At 71.3% G+C, this 17,483-nt stretch carries 20 protein-coding genes; 8 read left to right on the plus strand and 12 right to left on the minus strand.

The features are described 5' to 3' along the window. Window positions 1-193: 193 nt before the first annotated feature. A complete protein-coding gene (locus ACWCXB_RS04245) occupies window positions 194-1,105 on the plus strand; it encodes a hypothetical protein (RefSeq protein ID WP_450718802.1) in 912 nt (303 codons plus the stop codon). A 96-nt stretch (window positions 1,106-1,201) separates the two neighbouring features. Here ACWCXB_RS04245 and ACWCXB_RS04250 read toward each other — a convergent pair whose 3' ends face one another. Beyond that, the gene (locus ACWCXB_RS04250; RefSeq protein ID WP_450718804.1) at window positions 1,202-1,684 is read right to left on the minus strand and encodes a GNAT family N-acetyltransferase; all 483 of its coding nucleotides are present in this window, start codon (window positions 1,682-1,684) and stop codon (window positions 1,202-1,204) included. 16 nt (window positions 1,685-1,700) lie between these two features. Further along, entirely contained in the window at window positions 1,701-2,582 is an 882-nt protein-coding gene (locus tag ACWCXB_RS04255) for an NAD(P)H-binding protein (RefSeq protein ID WP_450718806.1), read from the minus strand. A 98-nt stretch (window positions 2,583-2,680) separates the two neighbouring features. Between ACWCXB_RS04255 and ACWCXB_RS04260 the strand changes: the two genes are divergently transcribed. The 5 genes from ACWCXB_RS04260 to ACWCXB_RS04280 all read left to right on the plus strand — a co-directional run bounded on the left by ACWCXB_RS04260 (window position 2,681) and on the right by ACWCXB_RS04280 (window position 7,234). After that, window positions 2,681-3,721 carry a helix-turn-helix transcriptional regulator gene (locus ACWCXB_RS04260; protein ID WP_450718808.1) on the plus strand — a complete coding sequence of 347 codons (1,041 nt, stop codon included), beginning with the start codon at window positions 2,681-2,683 and terminating at the stop codon, window positions 3,719-3,721. Between the two features lie 75 nt (window positions 3,722-3,796). Then, window positions 3,797-4,153: a YciI family protein gene (locus ACWCXB_RS04265; protein ID WP_450718810.1), complete on the plus strand. Its 357-nt coding sequence runs from the start codon at window positions 3,797-3,799 to the stop codon at window positions 4,151-4,153. Beyond that, window positions 4,146-5,396, plus strand: coding sequence for an RNA polymerase sigma factor (locus ACWCXB_RS04270; RefSeq protein WP_450718812.1), 1,251 nt, complete (start codon window positions 4,146-4,148; stop codon window positions 5,394-5,396). The genes ACWCXB_RS04265 and ACWCXB_RS04270 overlap by 8 nt, the downstream gene beginning before the upstream one ends. Window positions 5,397-5,538: 142 nt before the next feature. Beyond that, complete coding sequence (locus tag ACWCXB_RS04275) at window positions 5,539-6,171, plus strand: dihydrofolate reductase family protein (RefSeq protein ID WP_450718814.1); 633 nt, start codon at window positions 5,539-5,541, stop codon at window positions 6,169-6,171. 79 nt (window positions 6,172-6,250) lie between these two features. Further along, window positions 6,251-7,234, plus strand: a complete 984-nt coding sequence (locus ACWCXB_RS04280; protein WP_450718816.1) for a zinc-binding dehydrogenase — start codon at window positions 6,251-6,253, stop codon at window positions 7,232-7,234. Window positions 7,235-7,261: 27 nt separating this feature from the next. Here ACWCXB_RS04280 and ACWCXB_RS04285 read toward each other — a convergent pair whose 3' ends face one another. The 4 genes from ACWCXB_RS04285 to ACWCXB_RS04300 form a co-directional block, all read right to left on the minus strand. Continuing rightward, window positions 7,262-8,131 (minus strand): winged helix-turn-helix domain-containing protein, encoded by an 870-nt coding sequence (locus ACWCXB_RS04285; RefSeq protein WP_450718818.1) that lies wholly within the window; start codon window positions 8,129-8,131, stop codon window positions 7,262-7,264. Between the two features lie 76 nt (window positions 8,132-8,207). Beyond that, window positions 8,208-9,284 (minus strand): phosphotransferase, encoded by a 1,077-nt coding sequence (locus ACWCXB_RS04290; RefSeq protein ID WP_450718820.1) that lies wholly within the window; start codon window positions 9,282-9,284, stop codon window positions 8,208-8,210. A 113-nt stretch (window positions 9,285-9,397) separates the two neighbouring features. Beyond that, window positions 9,398-10,147 (minus strand): HAD family hydrolase, encoded by a 750-nt coding sequence (locus ACWCXB_RS04295; protein ID WP_450718822.1) that lies wholly within the window; start codon window positions 10,145-10,147, stop codon window positions 9,398-9,400. After that, complete coding sequence (locus ACWCXB_RS04300) at window positions 10,147-11,028, minus strand: winged helix-turn-helix domain-containing protein (RefSeq protein WP_450718824.1); 882 nt, start codon at window positions 11,026-11,028, stop codon at window positions 10,147-10,149. The genes ACWCXB_RS04295 and ACWCXB_RS04300 overlap by 1 nt, the downstream gene beginning before the upstream one ends. A gap of 217 nt (window positions 11,029-11,245) precedes the next feature. Between ACWCXB_RS04300 and ACWCXB_RS04305 the strand changes: the two genes are divergently transcribed. Further along, window positions 11,246-11,422, plus strand: a complete 177-nt coding sequence (locus ACWCXB_RS04305; RefSeq protein ID WP_450718826.1) for a hypothetical protein — start codon at window positions 11,246-11,248, stop codon at window positions 11,420-11,422. A 112-nt stretch (window positions 11,423-11,534) separates the two neighbouring features. Here the strand turns inward: ACWCXB_RS04305 and ACWCXB_RS04310 are convergent, their stop codons facing one another. From ACWCXB_RS04310 to ACWCXB_RS04320, 3 genes are all read right to left on the minus strand, one after another. After that, the gene (locus tag ACWCXB_RS04310; protein ID WP_450718828.1) at window positions 11,535-12,788 is read right to left on the minus strand and encodes a GNAT family N-acetyltransferase; all 1,254 of its coding nucleotides are present in this window, start codon (window positions 12,786-12,788) and stop codon (window positions 11,535-11,537) included. Between the two features lie 77 nt (window positions 12,789-12,865). After that, window positions 12,866-13,849, minus strand: coding sequence for an asparaginase (locus tag ACWCXB_RS04315; protein ID WP_450718830.1), 984 nt, complete (start codon window positions 13,847-13,849; stop codon window positions 12,866-12,868). A gap of 65 nt (window positions 13,850-13,914) precedes the next feature. Continuing rightward, complete coding sequence (locus ACWCXB_RS04320; protein ID WP_450718832.1) at window positions 13,915-14,568, minus strand: RsiG family protein; 654 nt, start codon at window positions 14,566-14,568, stop codon at window positions 13,915-13,917. Window positions 14,569-14,749: 181 nt separating this feature from the next. Here ACWCXB_RS04320 and dtd point away from each other — a divergent pair, with 181 nt between their 5' ends. Further along, window positions 14,750-15,175, plus strand: a complete 426-nt coding sequence (gene dtd, locus ACWCXB_RS04325) for a D-aminoacyl-tRNA deacylase (RefSeq protein ID WP_450718834.1) — start codon at window positions 14,750-14,752, stop codon at window positions 15,173-15,175. Window positions 15,176-15,273: 98 nt separating this feature from the next. On the opposite strand, the gene ygfZ is transcribed toward dtd, so the two are convergent. From ygfZ to ACWCXB_RS04340, 3 genes are all read right to left on the minus strand, one after another. Next, on the minus strand, window positions 15,274-16,254 hold the full coding sequence (gene ygfZ / locus ACWCXB_RS04330) for a CAF17-like 4Fe-4S cluster assembly/insertion protein YgfZ (RefSeq protein WP_450718836.1): 981 nt from the start codon (window positions 16,252-16,254) through the stop codon (window positions 15,274-15,276). A gap of 10 nt (window positions 16,255-16,264) precedes the next feature. Beyond that, on the minus strand, window positions 16,265-16,702 hold the full coding sequence (locus ACWCXB_RS04335) for a Fur family transcriptional regulator (RefSeq protein WP_385421460.1): 438 nt from the start codon (window positions 16,700-16,702) through the stop codon (window positions 16,265-16,267). A gap of 88 nt (window positions 16,703-16,790) precedes the next feature. Next, the gene (locus ACWCXB_RS04340) at window positions 16,791-17,363 is read right to left on the minus strand and encodes an FABP family protein (protein WP_450718838.1); all 573 of its coding nucleotides are present in this window, start codon (window positions 17,361-17,363) and stop codon (window positions 16,791-16,793) included. Between the last annotated feature and the right edge of the window lie 120 nt (window positions 17,364-17,483).

Below are 17,483 nucleotides of genomic sequence, written 5' to 3' on the forward strand. Positions count from 1 at the left end.
GCCCCTTACGGTCTTCGTGGCTGATGGAAGCAAGGGCCCGAGGACTGAGCATGGCGGATGGGGCGGAAGGCTTCTGGGTGGAGGTCACGGGCCCGGAGGGAGTGGAGCACGGGGGGCCCGCTCAGCGTGGTGTGGTTGCGCGAGCGGACCTTCCCGGGGGGCCTTTTCAGCGCCTCCTCTAGGGTTGCCTCCCATGTGGCCAGGAGAGCAGCCGCCGGGGGGCGGACAGCATGTCAATCCGTACCAGCAGCAGGGGCAGGCGCCTTGGGGTGTCCCGACCGCCCCGATGGGTACGCCGCCAACTCCACCCGGCGGCCGCAGGAGAACGGCCCTCGTCGCAGTCGCCGCTGCCACTGCGGTCGTCATCGCCGCGGGTGTCACCGGCTTCCTGGTCCTGGGCGGCGACAAGGACGACACGGCGGACCCTGGCCCGGCAAAGTCCACCTCCGACGCCCCGTCGACCGACCCGACCAGCGACAACCCGCGCGGCGTCGACAGTCCGAAGCCGCTCGTGCCCGGCTGGAAGGTCGTGGTGAACCCCAAGAGCGGCGTCGCCTTCGACGTGCCACCGCAATGGGGACTCAAGTCGCCCACCTGGGCCAGCTATGTCTCGGACGAGAAGGACCCGGAGGAGAAGCCCTTGATCGGCTTCTCGGCCCCGGCGATGCTCAAGGAGAAGTGGTGCACGTCCGACGACAACAAGGACGGCAGTCCGGAGGACACGCCCCTGGCCAGCGTCGGCTCCAGGCATGAGCGGGGCGCCAGGACCCTCGACGAGGCGGCCCGCAACAGCGCGTCTCTGTGGGTCTACGGCGCCTACACCCAGCCGGACAGAGCGACGGTGCGGGCGGGCGCGGTGGAGCCGTACACCACCACGTCCGGCATCACCGGCAGTCTGGCGTCGGCCGAGTCCTCGGGGGTGAAGAAGAAGGGCAAGTGCGACACCGACGGCAAGGCCACGACCTTCGCCTTCAAGGACCCCAAGGGCGACTTCGTATCGTGGACCTTCCTCGGCGCGAAGGGCGTGGAGGACGAGGTGCCGGATGCGACGGTGCGCCGGATCCTCAGCACGGTACGCCTGATTGCCGGGTCGACCACGCCGTGAACTCGTCCATGCCGTGAGCTCGCGGCCGGGCGGCAGAGACGACGCAAGAGACGTTGCCGCCCGCAGCCTATTGGCGGGACGCCCCGGTCACCGTCGTCAGCGCAAGTCCCGTACGTAGCTCATCCCCCGACGGCCGCACAGCACGATCTCGTCGGTCGGTACGAATCCCGTACGGGCCAGCACGGCTCGCGACGCCGCGTTGTCGAGCGTCGTCACCGCCCGGAGCGCGGTCAGACCGTACTCCGCAGCGGCGAGGAGGCACACCTGGCGGACCGCGCTCGTGGCCAGGCCCTGGCCCGCGGCCTTTTCGGCGATCCGGTAGCCGAGTTCGGCGGAACCCTCCGCCACGTCGACCAGGTTGACCCGCCCCAGGACGTCGCCGCCGCTGCCCACCAGCACATGGAAGTAGTGCAGTCCGGCGGCCTGTTCGTCGAGCAGGTCGCTGTGGCGGGCGTCGAATTCGGTGAAGTAGTCGTCGCCACGGTCCGGGATGGACGCGGCGAAGTAGGCCCGGTTCTCCTGCTCGAACGCGAGCAGGGCCGGGGCGTGGTCGAGGCGGAGGCGCTGGAGTTCGGGCATGGGAGAACGGTACGCATCAGCGGAAGGCCGCGACGTTGCGCACCGCCCACTCGGCGAACGTACGGGCCCGCCGGCCCAGGACCCGCTCCACATCGGGGCTCACCCGCGCTTCGGCGGGCGTCGGTTCGCCCAGGATGGAGAGGGTGCCGTCCACCACCGGTTCGGGCATGAACCGGAGCATGGCCGAGCGGGCCTCGGCGCGGGTGAGTTCGGTGAAGCGGACCGGTGCGCCCAGTGCGTCGCCGATGGCCCGGGCCTGTTCGCGTGGGGAGACCGGTGCCGGGCCGGTGAGTTCGTACGTACGGCCCGCATGACGCCCGTCGCGCAGGGCCGCGGCCGCGACCTCGGCGATGTCCGCCGGGTCGATGACGGGCAGGGCGATGTCGCCGAAGGGCGCGGCGACCGCACGCCGTGAGCGGACCGATTCCGCCCACATGTACGCGTTGGAGGCGAAGCCGCTCGGTCGCAGGACGGTCCAGTCCAGGCCCGACTGCCGGACGGCGTCCTCGAAGGCACGGAGGTGGGCGTGGGAAGGGGCGTCCGGCCGCGTCCCGGTGATCTGCGAGGACTGCAGGACGACCCGTCGGACGCCGGCGGACTTGGCGACGTCGAGGAGGGCGTGGGGGTTCAGGCCCTCGCCGCCGCCGGCGACGAGGAGGTGGAGCGCGTCGGCCCCGTCGAGCACGGGCGCGAGGCTCTCGGGTACGGCCAGGTCGGCCTGCCGGTGCCGGGTTCGGGCCCCGGGTCGTACGCCGTCCTGCGTCTCCGCGTCCTGCGTCTCCGCGTCCCGCGCCTCCGCGCGCCGTCTCGACACCGCCGTCACCTGCTCGCCGGCCGCGGCGAGTGCCTGGACGAGCGGGCGTCCGACGTTCCCGTTGGCTCCGGTCACCACGATCATGATTCAGCTCCGTTCAAGGGTTCTCGGTGGTTGCCGACACCATCCTGGAAGCTGAAGTGGCCATCTTCTGGCCACTTTCCGGAGCAGAATGCATCAGTATGAGAGCCGATCGTCTGGTGGCGACGCTGCTGTTCCTGCAGTCGCGCGGACGGGTGACCGTGGCGGAGGTCGCCGCGGAACTCGAAGTGTCCGTGCGCACCGCGCGCCGCGACCTCGAGGCCCTGGCAACCGCTGGTGTCCCCGTCTACTCGCAGCGCGGACGAGGCGGCGGCTGGTCGCTGGTCGGTGGTGCCCGGACGGACCTCACCGGGCTGACCGCCGCCGAGATCCGCGCGCTGTTCCTGGTGGCAGGGCCTTTGTCGACGACGCCCGAGTCGCGTACCGCGCTACGCAAGCTGGTGCGGGCCCTGCCGGCCACGCTCCGCCCCGGCGCCGAGGCCGCGGCGGGGGCCGGCGTCACCGACGACACCGACTGGTCGCGCTCCCCCGTCACGGCCGCGACGCCCCAGCTCGACGCGCTCCGGCGTGCGGTGGTGGACGGCACGCAGATCCGGCTCGGGTACGCCGGTCCCGGCAGGCCCGCGTACGAGCGGACGGTGCACCCGCTCGGCCTCGCCTCCAAGGCCGGTGTGCCGTATCTCGTCGCGGACACCGACCGCGGGCTGCGGACGTTCCGGCTCAGCCGCATCACGTCCGTCGAGGCGACCGGCGATCCCGTCGTACGCCCGGACGGCTTCGACCTCGCCACCGCCTGGCGCTCGCTCGCCGCGCGCATGGAGGACCGCATGCTCGCGACGACCGTGCGGGTCCGGGCGGAACGTGACACCCAGGCCGTGCTGGAGGGGCTGTTCGGCGGCCGGCTGCGGATCGTCGACGCGGCGACGCCGGCGGACGGAGACGGCCGGCTCGAGGTGGAGATCGACGGGCCTTCGCCGGAGATCGTGGCGGCACAGCTGGCCGGTCTCGGTGCACGCGTCGAGGTCCTGGACCCGCCGGCGGCCCGGGCACGGCTGGCCCGACTGGCGGCCGAGCTCGCCGCCACGTACGGGGCTCCGGCGCGCCCCGCGGACGAGCCCGAGCCCGCCGGAAGACGCGCCAGGAAGAAACCCGCCGCGATCAACCCCGACGGGAAATCCTGAAGACGGTCGCGCCGATGTGTCGATCCGGGCCGGGGCCGTTCGTACAGAGGGTGACCGGCCTCAAGGAGGAACACCATGAAGCAGTACATGCTCAGCATCTACCAGCCCGACGGACCCACCCCGCCGCCCGAGTTCCTGGAGCCGATCATGCGGGAACTCGAGGCCCTGAACACCGAGATCAGGGCGGCCGGCGCCTGGGTGTTCGCCGGGGGTCTGCACCCGCCGAGCACCGCCACCGTGCTGCGGCTGAAGGACGACGAGGTGCTGATGACCGACGGCCCGTTCGTCGAGGGCAAGGAGCACATCGGCGGGTTCACGGTCATCCAGGCCCCCGATCTCGACGCCGCGCTCGAATGGGGCCGCAGGTACGCCCGCGTGCTCGCCCCCCTGTCGATCGAGCTCAGGCCCCTGGAGCACGGGACCCTTGCCTGACGTGACGCCGTCGGCGATCGAGCGCGTGTTCCGGAAGGAGTACGGGCGCGCGGTCGCCGTCCTGGTCCGCGTCTTCGGCGACATCGACATCGCCGAAGAGGCGGTCCAGGACGCGTTCACCACGGCGGTCGAGCGATGGCCGAAGGCCGGGCCGCCGCCGAGCCCGGCCGGCTGGATCATCACCACCGCCCGCAACCGGGCGATCGACCGCCTCCGCCGCGAGGCGTCCCGCGAGGACCGGCACGCCGAGGCCGCCCTGCTGTACGCCGGCCATGAGCGCGACGGCCTCGGCGCCCCCGACGAATCGGCCGAGGAGGGACCCGTGCGCGACGACCGGCTGCGCCTGATCTTCACCTGCTGCCACCCCGCACTCGCCCCCGCCGCCCAGGTCGCCCTGACCCTCCGCCTGCTCGGCGGGCTCAGCACGGCGGAGATCGCCCACGCCTTCCTCGTGAGCGAGCCGACGATGGCCCAGCGGCTGGTCCGCGCCAAGGGCAAGATCCGCGACGCACGGATCCCCTACCGCGTCCCTGCCGATGCGGACCTCCCGGACCGCGTCCGGGCCGTGCTGGCCGTCGTCTACCTCATCTTCAGCGAGGGCTACGCCGCGAGTTCGGGCGAGCGGCTCGTCCGGGAGGACCTGTGTGCGGAGGCCATCCGCCTCGGCCGGCTCCTGGCGGAGCTCATGCCCGACGAGCCCGAGGTCATGGGCCTGCTGGCCCTCATGCTGCTCGTCGAGTCGCGCCGGGCGACACGCACGACCCCGGACGGCGGCCTCGTGCTGCTGGCGGACCAGGACCGCGGCCGCTGGGACCGCGGCCTGATCGACGAGGGCCAGGCCCTCGTGCGACGGTGCCTGCGCCGCGACCGGCCCGGCCCGTACCAGATCCAGGCGGCGATCAACGCCGTCCACAGCGACGCTCCGACCGCGGCCGCGACCGACTGGTCGCAGATCCTGCAGCTGTACGACCAGCTGTACGCGATCGCTCCGAACCCGGTCGTCGCGCTCAACCGCGCGGTCGCGGTGGCCGAGGTCGAGGGCCCGGAGGCTGCGCTCGCCCTCGTGGAAGGCCTCGGCGCCGCACTCGACGGCTATCACGTGTTCCACGCCGTACGGGCGGACCTGCTGCGCCGCCTGGGCCGTAAGGACGAAGCCGCCGAGGCGTACGAGGCGGCGGGCGCCCGCACGAAGAACGCGGCCGAGCAGGACTTCCTGCGGCGCAGCCGCGAGGCGCTCACCTGAGTGCGCGATCGCGGTGACCGAGGAGAGTGCGCGGGTCGCACCCCGCGGGAACCCGCCGACGCCTTCGCGTGTCGAGAACGCATACTCCCGATCGACGCCTTGGGTGAGAGCACAGCACACACGGTCCCCTCAAGGAGGCACCATGGCGACGAACGTGACAGTGACCGCAGATCTGATGATGTCGCTCGACGGCTGCATCGCCGGGCCCAACACCGGCATCGACAACCCCGGCGGCGACGGCGGACTGCGCCTGCACGAGTGGATGGCCGGCCTTGCCAGTTGGCGGGAGCGCCAGGGCCTGACCGGCGGCGAGCACAACCGCGACTCGGAGATCGTCGGCGAGTGGTTCGACGCGACGGGCGCGGTGGTGATGGGCCGGATGATGTTCGACACCGGGGAGAAGCCATGGGGCGACAACCCGCCCTTCCGGGTCCCCGTGTTCGTCCTGACCCACCGCCTGCGGCAGCCCGAGGTCAAGGAGGGCGGCACCAGTTACACCTTCGTCACCGACGGCATCCACAGCGCCCTGGAGCAGGCCAGGGCCGTGTCCGGCGGCCGGAACGTCGACATCGCGGGCGGCGCGGACACGGTCCAGCAGTTCCTGAGGGCAGGGCTGATCGACGAGATCCAGCTCCATGTGCTTCCGGTGCTGTTCGGGGAAGGTCTACGGCTGTTCGACAGGCTGGGCGCGCTGCACCAGGAGCTCGAACCCCTCCGCGTGGTCCACACCCCGAACGCCACGCACCTCAAGTACCGGATCATCAAGAAGACTTGACCTCAACCTAGGTTCAGGTTCCAGACTTCCACACAGGACGGCCCGGCAGATTCTGCAGAGGCAGAGGAGTGTGGACAGCATGCGCGTGGCACAGGTGATCGACTTCGGCGGTCCCGAGGTACTGGTCCCGGCGGAGGCACCCGAACCGGAGGCGGGCCCCGGCCAGGTGGTCGTGGACGTCTCCGCGGTCGACACGATCTTCGTGGAGACGCAGATCCGATCGGGCTGGGGGCAGGACCACTTCCCGGTGCGGCCGCCGTACGTACCCGGGGGCGGCATCGCCGGCACGGTACGGGCCGTCGGGCCCGGCGTGGACGAGTCCTGGCGGGGACGCCGCGTCGTCGCGCCCCTCGGCTTCACCGGCGGCTACGCGGAACGGGCCGTTGCGGCCGCCGAGTCCCTGGCGCCCGTACCGGACGGTCTGCCCTTCACGGACGCGGCAGCCCTGATCCACGACGGCGTCACCGCGACCGTGCTCCTCGACACGACGGAGCTCAAGCCGGGCGAGCGCGTACTGATCACCGGCGCCTCGGGTGGCATGGGCACGCTCCTGGTCCAGCTGGCCAAGGCGAGGGGCGCGTACGTCGTCGGCGTCGCCCGGGGCGGGCGGAAGACCGCGCTCGTACGGGAACTCGGCGCCGACGCCGTCGTGGACGCGACCGCACCGGACTGGCCGGCGCGGGCCCGTGAGGCCCTCGGCGGCGCGGTTGCGGGCGCGGGCGCCGATGTCGTCCTCGACGGGGTGGGCGGCGACCTGGGCCTCGCCGCCTTCGACCTCACCGCCGACGGCGGCCGCTTCTCGGCCCACGGCGCCCCGACGGGCGGCTTCACCGCCGTGGACCCGCGCGAGGCCGAGCACCGCGGAGTGCGCCTGCTGGGCATCGCGGACCTCCAGCTCCCGGCCCCGGTCCACGCCGAACTGGCCACCCACGTCCTCACCGCCGCGGCCTCGGGCACCCTCCACCCGGTGATCGGCGCGACCTTCCCCCTCGCCCGGGCGGCGGAGGCTCATGCGGCCATCGAGTCGCGGCGGCTGGTGGGCAAGGTGGTGCTCACGGTCTGACGTCCGCGCCCGCGGGCACGCGGACTCTCACTCGGCGAGCAGCTCCCACTGCGAGTTGAACCAGGCCTGAGCAGCATCGACGAAGAGTGAGCCCTGGGACTCGGGGTCCTCGTCCTTCACGAAGTGGAACAGCGTCGCCCCCAGGCCCACGACGTCGAGGACGGTCTCCTCCCGATCCCCGGCGAGCGTCGCCCGGCGCTCGATCAACTCGTAGAACCCGTGCAGCGCCTCGACCCCGTTGAGGAGATACAGCTTGGTGTTCGGAGTCAGCGGGGCATGCCTGATCTCCACCGAGACCTCTGGCACGTACCCGTCGCTCAGCGTCTCCAGGGCCGACCTGAGTGACTCCGTACGACGACGGCTGGTCTCGTTGAGCCACTCACGGGGACGGGGGTCCTCGTGCCGCTGCCGACTCCTCGGGTACCCGAGGCGGGAGGTCTCCGCGGGGAGCAGCAGACGCAGGGCGATGCGGCGGGGCTTGATCTCCTCGTTGATCACCCGCTCCGCCTGGAGCCGTATGTGCGCGTCGAGCGACTCCGAAGTGAGGGTGAAGACGTCGAGCGTGACCTCGGGCGCGGTGAACGCCGCGGCGACCAACGGCCCCAGGGTGATACGCCGTCCGAGGTGAGCTCCGTTGCCGACCGGGGAGTGGACCTGCTGGGTCTTCCTCACCACCGAGCCGCTGCCCTGACGGGATTCGATCCAGCCTTCGTCGGCCAGGTCCTTCAGTACACGCTGAATCGTGTCCCGGGAGACACCGAACTGCGTGGCGAGGTCGCGCTGGGCCGGCAGCCGGACGCCCTTTGCGTACGTGCCGTCGGTCATGGCGGTGCGCAGCGCGCCCGCCACGCGCCGGAACTCCCTGCCGCCGTCGTCGGCGCTGTGCCGGCCTTCCACATGACGACCATACGGTTCCGAGCGGACGGCACACCACAGTCAGCCATCGCCACAACTCTCCTGCACAGGGCTTGGCTTACGGACGCGACTGCTTGTACCAGGCGAGCAGCGCGTCGCGGATCCGCCCCGCGCTGGGTACGTCCGCCAAGGCCAGCGGCTCGGCGGCCAGGGCCAGCACACCGTTCAGCCGCTCCGCCGTACGCTCCAGCTGGGGCCAGTCCAGTTCCGCACCGGCGGCCAGGGTGAGTGCCCCACGAATGACGTCGGTGAAGACGGACTGCGCCCGCTTGAAGGCGAGCAGCCGGTCCAGGTCCTCCTCCCACCCCGCGGAGCCGCCCGGGAGGACCTCCTCCACGGCCTCCGCCCACGCCCGGGCGACCGCCGCGGCCTGCTCATCGGGGTAACCCATCAGATGCAGATGGGTGGCCAGGTCGTAGAGCGGATCGCCGAACATGGCCAGTTCCCAGTCGATCGTCCACAGTCCGCCCCGGTGGTCCAGGATGAAGTTCTCCCGGTGCAGGTCTCCGTGGAGCAGACAGAACGGCCGCGACGTCGGCCCGGCGACCCGCTCCCTCAGCCGGTTCAGGGAGTCGGCCGTGACACCGAGCTCCGCGAACAGCTCGCCGTACTCGGCGAGATGCGCCCCGTGGACGCGTACCTCGACGAAGCGGATCAGCCGCTCCAGGAACCCCCGCGTATCACCGTCTTCAGGCCGATCGGCCGGCTCGCATCTGCGGTCGAGAGCCAGGTCCTTGATGCGGATTGCCGCCAACTCGCGGACGAGCTCCATCAGTTGCCGGACAATGTCCGAGGGCACCTCGCCCCGCTCCCCGTACACCTCCCCGAGGGTCTCGCCCTCGATGAAGCGCTGCAGCGACACGTCCCCGGCCGGGTGGATCCCGGGGAGACTGCTGATCCGTCCCTGCAGCGCCCGGACCAGCTCGTCCTCCGAGGCGAAGCATCTGCGGTCGAACCAGAGGAGCCCGGCCCTGGGCTCTCGGCACTTGACCCGGAGCGTCCGGCCCGCATCGGAGTGCAGCGGAAGGACATAGGTCTCGTGGTGGTAGCCGTGGAGAGGCCCCACGAGCAGCGCTTCGTCACCGCAGAACTCGGCGGCACGGCGACGAGTCGCGGAGACCGGTTCGGCGGCCATGGAGGTGGATGGTAGGGCTTCCCGCACCCGCGCCGGGTCAGGTGACGCGGACAGTTGCAGATCCGACACTTCCGGGGGTATCCGGGTCCATACGTGCGGGGCCGCGACGGGCCTCACGGCCGTCCCGCCCTCCGCACGACCTCCAGCACCGGCTCCAGCGAGTCCACGAGCGCCGTCGCTCCCGCCCGGTGCAGCCGCTCGGCGCGCTTCGGGTCGCGGGCGTAGCCGAGGAAGCGGACGCCCGCGTCACGGGCCGCGTACAGATCGGAGGGGGTGTCACCGATCATGAGTGAGGCTGCCGGGTCCGCGCCGAGGGAGGCCAGGGCGCGATGGACACAGTCCGGATCGGGCTTGAGGAGGTGGAGGTCGGTGGTGCGGCCGTGGATGTGGGGAGCGAAGCACTCGCGCAGCCCGCGCCCGGTGAGGTACTCCTCCGCCACGCGCGGGGAGTTGTTGGTGGCGATGGCCAGGCGCACGCCGACCGCGCTCCACGTGCGTATCAGCGGGTCCACGTAGGGGGTGGGCAAGGCGGTCGCGGTGGCGTGGAGCTCCTCGCCGGTCAGCTCCGCCTCCAGCGCCTTGACCAGTTCGCTGCCCGGGTGCAGTCGGCTCACCGCACGCAGTACGGCTTGCGGATCGACGGAGGCGCGTTCGTCGTCCGTCAGCAGCACATGGCTGCCCCGCTCCTCCAGCCAGTCGACCAGACTCTCCGCAATGCTGTGGGCGCTGTGGCCGGCGAATAGGTGACAAATAGGGCCATCGAAGTCAAAAAGGACGTAGTTCGCGCCGGTGATCAGATCCTCGATGGTCTCGGCCACGCCGCGTGCCGCCTGTTCCGTCTGTGGTGCAGCGTCGGTATTCACTAGGAGAGTGTCAGGTTCGAGGCGATGGTGTTCCAGAGTGCGTCGAACCACATCTGTGACTGCCCCACGAAGGCGGCGTCGCGCGGCCCGTTCGCGGCGTCGAACGGGAAGAGCAGCGACTGCATCCCGAAGGCGTCGTACATCTCGACGGGCCTCTCGTCGATCTCCTCCTCGCGCTTGGTGACCTCGTAGTACGCGAAGAGGGCCTCGGAGCCGTTCAGGACATACAGCTTGACGGGCGGGGTGAGGGGCAGCGCACGGAAGGTGACCTTGACGTCGATGTCGTGGGAGCGATGCAGTTCCTGGAGGTTGTGACGAAGGACCTGCCCCTGGGCGTTGCGCTGGGTGAGCCAGCGCTGGTGGACGGGGTTGTCGTCGGTGACGGCCTGCTCGGTCTCGACCGGTGTCGGGAAGGCGAGGTTGATGTCGCGACCGGGGAGCAGGATGCGGGCCTCGATGGTGTCCGGCCTGATGCTGCCCTCGTGGATGAGGCGCAGCGGCTCACCCAGGGCCAGCATCAGGGTCTCGGCGGTGAGGCTGAGTGCGTCGATCCGGACATGAGCGGCGGAGAACGCCTCGGCCATGCGCGGGCCGAGCGCCACCATCGTCGGCTGCGGGTTGTCGGCGTCGTGCGCGGGCCGGGCCACATGGCCGGCGACACGCGCGGGCGCGCCGCGCGTGACGTGGGTGAGCAGGCCCTCGTCCTGCAGGACCTTCAGGGCGTCGCGGACGGCGCCCCGGCCGGCGCCGAACTCCGCGACCAGATGCAACTGCGTAGGCATGGGATCGCCGGCCTTCAGCTCACCGCTGCGGATACGCCCCCGCAGGATGTCGGCAATGTCCTGGTAGCCAAGCTTTTGTTCGGTATCTCGTCCGTTCATGGTGCCGTTCTCCTGGTTCACAGGTCGACGCTACAACTCTCTTCCATTTGTGGGGAGTTATCGGAAGAGGGTTATTGGTGGCCGCCAAGTGGGGACAACTCCAATTGAGTTGGCACCAACTTTCGAGACTTGGCCGAAGTAGGCCGATGCTAACCCCAGTTGGCCGATCAGCCAACGGGTTCGCACGCTCCTCCCCCGCCCCAAGGAGGGACCTGCCATGCCGCTCCTCACCTTCGCCACCTTCGCCATCGAAGAGTTCATCCAGTGGCGCTTCGGCGTCGTGGGCGTCATCAGCCTCGGGCTGCTGAGCTTCGGCCTGCGCGCCAAGAACGCCACGGCAGCAGGCGCCGGCAGCATCATGCTGGCCCTGCTGCTCCACTCCGCATCGGTCTGAGGCGGACCCCGGCGTCGGCACCCCGGCGTCGGCACCCCGCCGTCGGGCCGCCTCGTCAGAGCCGCCTCGGAGCACGCCCCTCAGAGCCCCTCCCCGTCAGAGCACTCCCCGTTCAGAACATGTCCGGGCACCAAGGGCGGCGCCTCGCGCGGAACACCGCGTCCGCCTGTGCCGCCGCGCCCGGACTTTCCTCGTCGACCCGGCCCAGGTCCACCAGCCGCAGCACCGACTCGTCGCCGAGGTACAGCGTCCCCAACTCCGCGACACCCAGCGACAGATCGGCCGTCTCCGTCGTCGGCACGCACCACGCGCCCTCCGGTGTGGCGTCCAGCCGGAAGCGGCCGCCCGCCAGCCCCGTATCGTCGTGCACGTCCAGCACCAGTGAGCCCGAAGCCGCGTACGTACGCGACTGGAGCGCCCGTACGACATCCAGCAGCCGCACCCACAGAAAGTCCGCCTGCGTCACGATCCGCGCGGCGCGCGGGTCCGGGAGGAAGAGGGGCAGCAGATCGTCCGGGGCACGCCCGCCGGACCGGACCGTCGTGATCCAGTCGATCGAGCAGACGTACTCCCACAGCGCACGCTCCGCGGCCGCGGACACCGCGATCAGGCCCTGGACCTTCGCCGTGTTCGCCGGCTGGCTGCCGTCGGTCCAGCGGGATTCCGCCGTGTACGTGAGCAGTCCCTCGACCTCGCCCGCCGGCGAGCGGTACGCCGCGAAGTACGGCTCCGTCCACGGCTGCGACGGCAGCCGCACCGCCCCCGTGTTCACGCTCCACCAGTACGCGTCCCGGTCGACCGCACCGTGCCGGCGGGCGCGGAACCGCTCATGCAGCTCCGGCCCGAGCTTGCGTACGTCCTCGGGCTCGGCCAGGTCCACCCGGCCCCCGTCCGCCGGGGCCGACCACCGCGGGTCGAGGCCGCTGCGCTGGACGTCGATCTCCCACTCCGTGAGCCAGGCGGCCGGGCCGAAGCCGTACCGCCCGTAGATCCGGTGCTCGGCCGCGATCAGCGTCGAGACCGTGTCACCGCGCTCCTTCGCCTCGCCCAGGTCCTCGGTGATCATCCGGCTGAGGACGCCCCGGCGGCGGTGCGTGGGCGCGACGGTGACCTGTGTGACGGCGTTCGCCGTGACGAAGGCGCCGCCGACCACCGTGAGCTGCTGGTCGAAGGAGCGGTACGTCCCCACGCACCGCCCACCGTCGAAGGCGCCCCGCGTCCTCGAGAGGTCCATGTGCGCGAGGCGCTCGGCCGCCTCGGCCTCCCCGACGACCGGGGACATCAAAAAGCCGGTGAACATGGCCCGCAGCCAGCCCGGCCCCTCGGCCTCGGTGACGGTACGCACCTCAAGGTCCTCACGGCTCATACCGTCCACGCTAGACACTTCCGCGGGGGAACGCCGTCCCCGCCGCCCCCTCGTCACTGCGGGAGGCGCGCCCCGCCTCAGAACGCCGCGCGGATCTCCCCGACCGGCCGTCCGCCGCCCAGCAGCGGCGCCTCGGCGAGGCGCGTCAGCACCGGGTCGGCCACACCCATGCGCTCCAGGCAGCGGGCCAGCACCGGCCCCAGCGCCCGTGCCGCACCGTCGTCGATCTTGAAGGCGAGGGCGCGGCCGTCCGGCAGCGCCACCGCCTGGACCGCCTCGGCGCCCATCTTCGACAGCGCACCCGGCACCGCCCGCATCAACCAGGTGTCGGGGCGGCGCGAGCCCGCCACGTACTCGGGGTGGGCCGTCATCGCGTCCGCGACGCGCCGCTCCGCCGAGCCCTCGGGCGCCAGCACGAAGGAGCGGTACGCCCGCGCAAGGCCCGTCAGGCTGATCGCCATCAGCGGCGCCCCGCAGCCGTCCGTACCGACGGCGGCGACCTCCTCGCCCGCCGCGTCCTCCACCACGGTGTGCACCAGCCGCTGCAGCGGGTGGGACGGGTCGAGATACGTCTGGAGCGACCAGCCGTTCAGCGCGCACGCCGCCAGCATCGCCGTGTGCTTGCCCGAGCAGTTCATGGTGACCTTGTCCCGGACCTGTCCGGTCGCGAGATACGTCTCCGCCTCGGCCGGGTCCAGCGGCAGATCGGGCGGGGTCTGCAGATCGTCGGGCGTCAGCCCGTGCTCGGCCAGCATCTTGCGGGCCAGATCGAGATGGAAGGACTCGCCGGAGTGGCTCGCGGCGGCCAGCGCCAGCCGCTCCCCCGCGAGGTCGAGGCCGGCCCGCAGCACGGCCGCGGCCTGCATCGGCTTGTTCGACGAGCGAGGGAAGACCGGTGCCGCGGGATCGCCCAGCGCCAGCTCCACGCTGCCGTCCGCCGCCAGGACCACCAGCGAACCCCGGTGATGGCCCTCGACGAAGCCGGAACGTACGACTTCGGCGAGGACCGGCCGTATCGCGGACGCGGGCGCGGCGGAGGAGGCGGAGACGGTGGAGCTCATCGGGCGGCGGCCTTCCGGACGGTGGACCCGCCCGGAAGGCCGCCCCGGAAGACGGAAGGATCGCCTCAGGTGAGCAGGTCGTCTACTTGTGCTTCCCCTTCACGGTACCTGCGGGCGATTTCTGCACTGCAGTCGTCGGCGGTCCGCTGCAGCTGCGCGCGCTGCCGCGACACCTGCTGCTCGTACCGCGCGAGCCGCCCCATCGCCGCGTGCAGCTCCTCGTCCGTACGCGCGTCCAGGTCGGACAGCTCGACCTCGGCCAGCATCTCCGCGGCCAGCCGCCGGTACTCCTCCCCCCGTGGCGTGGACAACGTCACATGGCGGGCCGAGCTGCCGCGCCGCGACGGCGGGTCCGCGAGGATCGCCGAGAGCCGGTCGACGACCGCGGCGTCGGGCCCCAGCCGGCCGGCGCCCCCCGGCACCGCGGGCTGTACGGGGCGCACCGGCGGATCCGTACGCCGGGCCAGCTCCGCCCGGAGAATGTCGATACGGCCCTGCAGCAGCCGCCGCACATAGCTCAGGTCCGCCTCGTCACGCTGCGAGTCGCGGCGCAGCGCCCGCAGCTCGGGCAGCCGCAGGGCGGCGAGATCGTGGGTGCGCGGCTCGGACAGGGGTTCCGGGTCCGAGGTGCGCTGGTGGGGCGGACGCATGGCGCCCGAGCTGCTACGAGTGGTCATCGGTGCGGGACCGGGCGACTGCCCGGCTCCAGGTGTGCTCATGCGTGAATCAGTCCCCTCGACCGGTGCATGGGGTCTCCCCGGGCCCGGAGGGCCGAGGGGCTGCACCGCCTTCGTGCATCGTGCCATTACGGACGGTTCGAACGCAGGCGCTCTGCACCCGTTCAGCCCCGGATGGCGGCAGGGCCGGTCCCGGGCAGAGGTCCCGGATAGGTTGGTCCGTATGCGAGCAGTGGTGCAGCGCGTCGACGGCGCGAAGGTCGTGGTGGCCGGCGAGACGGTGGGCGAGATCGTCGGTGAAGGGCTGTGTGTGCTGGTGGGGGTCACCCACGGTGACACGGTGGAGAAGGCGGCGCAGCTGGCGCGCAAGCTCTGGTCGGTGCGGATCCTGGAGGGCGAGAAGTCCTGCTCGGACGTGAATGCGCCCTTGCTCGTGATTTCGCAGTTCACTCTCTACGGGGACGCCCGCAAGGGCCGCCGCCCCACCTGGAACGCGGCGGCGCCCGGCGAGATCGCAGAGCCGCTCGTCGACGAGGTGGTGGCGCAGCTGCGGGCACTGGGCGCGCATGTGGAGACGGGCCGGTTCGGAGCGCAGATGAGGGTGTCGCTCACGAATCACGGCCCGTTCACGGTGCTGATCGAGGTCTGAGGGGCGCCGTAGCCGTACGTACCGGCTACGGCGACGACCACGACTAGGGTCACGGGCACGGGCTACGGCTACGGCTACGGCTACGGCTACGGCTACGGCTACGGCTCGACGATCGTCTCCTGGGCCGCCGCCGTGCTCCCCGCCAGCAGCGCCGCGTCCACCGGCACGTTCCGCTTCACCAGCGCCAGCGCGATCGGCCCCAGCTCGTGGTGGCGGGCCGACGTCGTGATGAAGCCCAGCTGGCGGCCCTCCTCCCCGTCGGCGGCCAGCCGCACCGGCGTCCCGTGGCCCGGCAGATGCACCTCGCTGCCGTCCAGGTGCAGGAAGACCAGCCGGCGCGGCGGCTTCCCCAGGTTGTGGACGCGTGCCACCGTCTCCTGACCGCGGTAGCAGCCCTTCTGCAGATGCACGGCGGTGCCGATCAGCCCGATCTCGTGCGGGATCGTCCGGTGGTCGGTCTCGAAGCCGAGGCGCGGGCGGTGCGCCTCGACGCGCAGGGCCTCGTAGGCCAGCACCCCGATGGCGGGGCCGTTGGCCGCGGCGTACGACTCCAGGTCCCGGCGCGGCAGGAACAGGTCGCGGCCCTGCGGAGTCTCCCGTACGGCAACGCCGTCCGGGACCTCCGCGATCGAACCGGCCGGCAGATACACGACAGCGAACTCGTCGGTCCGGTCGGCGACTTCCACCCGGTAGAAGAACTTCATCGACTCCAGGTACGCGATGAGCGCTTCCTGCGTACCGGGCTCGACGTGTGCCCACACCGTCTCGCCGTCGTCCACGAGATAGAGCGCGTGCTCGATGTGGCCGTGCGCGGAGAGGATCAGCGCCTCGGTGGCCTGCCCGGCCGGGAGGTCGCTGACGTGCTGGGTCAGCAGCAGATGCAGCCAGCTGAGCCGGTCGGGGCCGGAGACGGTGACGACACCGCGGTGCGAGAGGTCGACGAGACCGGTGCCGTCCGCGAGAGCGCGCTGCTCGCGGAAGAGATCGCCGTAGTGCGCGGCGACACCTTCGTCACACCCCTCGGCGGGGACGGCGCCGGGCAGGGACAGCAGAGGGCTGATCGTTGAATGTCGCTGCATGGGCCCAAGCCTACGACTGGTCAGAAGCGGCCTTCGTGGCGCACTTGCGGCACCGGCCGAAGATCGCGAAGTGCTTCATGTCGGTCTCGAACCCGAACGTCTCGCGGAGCTTGGCGGTGAAGTCGGCGGCGACCGCGACATCCGCCTCGATGACGTCCGTGCAGTCCCGGCAGACGAGGTGCAGATGGTGGTGGCGGTCCGCGAGGTGGTACGTCGGCGCACCATGGCCCAGATGGGCGTGCGAGACGAGACCGAGCTCCTCCAGGAGCTCCAGGGTCCGGTACACCGTGGAGATGTTGATCCCGGACGCGGTCTTGCGCACCTCGACGAGGATGTCGTCCGGGGTCGCGTGCTCCAGGGTGTCGACGGCTTCGAGGACAAGCTGGCGCTGCGGGGTCAGCCGGTAGCCGCGCTGCCGCAGGTCGCTCTTCCAGTCGGTGCTCACCACGCGACCAGTGTAGGCGCGTGGTGAGTCCGGGCCCGGGCCGTCGGCGGGCCTACGTTCCTGCTCGACCACCGACTACTCGACCACTCGACTACTTGAAGAAGGCGATGCCGTCGTCCGGCAGGTCGCCCAGGTCCTTCGCCCACGCCTCGACGTCCTGCGGCGTGACGACCTTCTTCAGGTGCGCCGACATGTACGGCCGCAGCGGCACCTCGGGGGTGGCCTTCTCGCCGACCCACATCAGGTCGCCCTTCACGTACCCGTACAGCCGCTTGCCACCGCTGTACGGGCCGGAGCTCACGGTACGCGCGACGGCGTCGGTCACCAGGTCGATCTGCGGCTTCTGGTCGGCGAGGTCGCCGTACCAGATCTCCACGACGCCCTGGTCGCGGACCATGACGACCTCGACCTTGCGGTCCTTGTCGATCCGCCAATAGCCGGACTCGCTCTCCAGGGGCCTGACCTTCTTGCCCTCGGAGTCCAGCACCCAGGTGTGCGAGACGTACTCGATGAAGTCACGGCCGTCGTGGCTGAACGTCACCGACTGGCCGAAGTTGCACTTGTCGGCACCGGGGAAGTCGGACACGCCCGCGCCCTCCCACGTACCGAGGAGGAACGCGAGCGGAACCAGGTCAGGGTTCAGGTCGGACGGGATCTCGATCATGAGCAGCTCTGTCGATCTGTGGGATACGGGGGGATTAGCGCTGACCCTGGTACAGCTTCTTCACGGCCAGGCCGGTGAAGGCGAGCACGCCGACGCAGACGAGAACCAGCAGAACCTCGA

Source organism: Streptomyces sp. NPDC001514, from assembly GCF_053597075.1.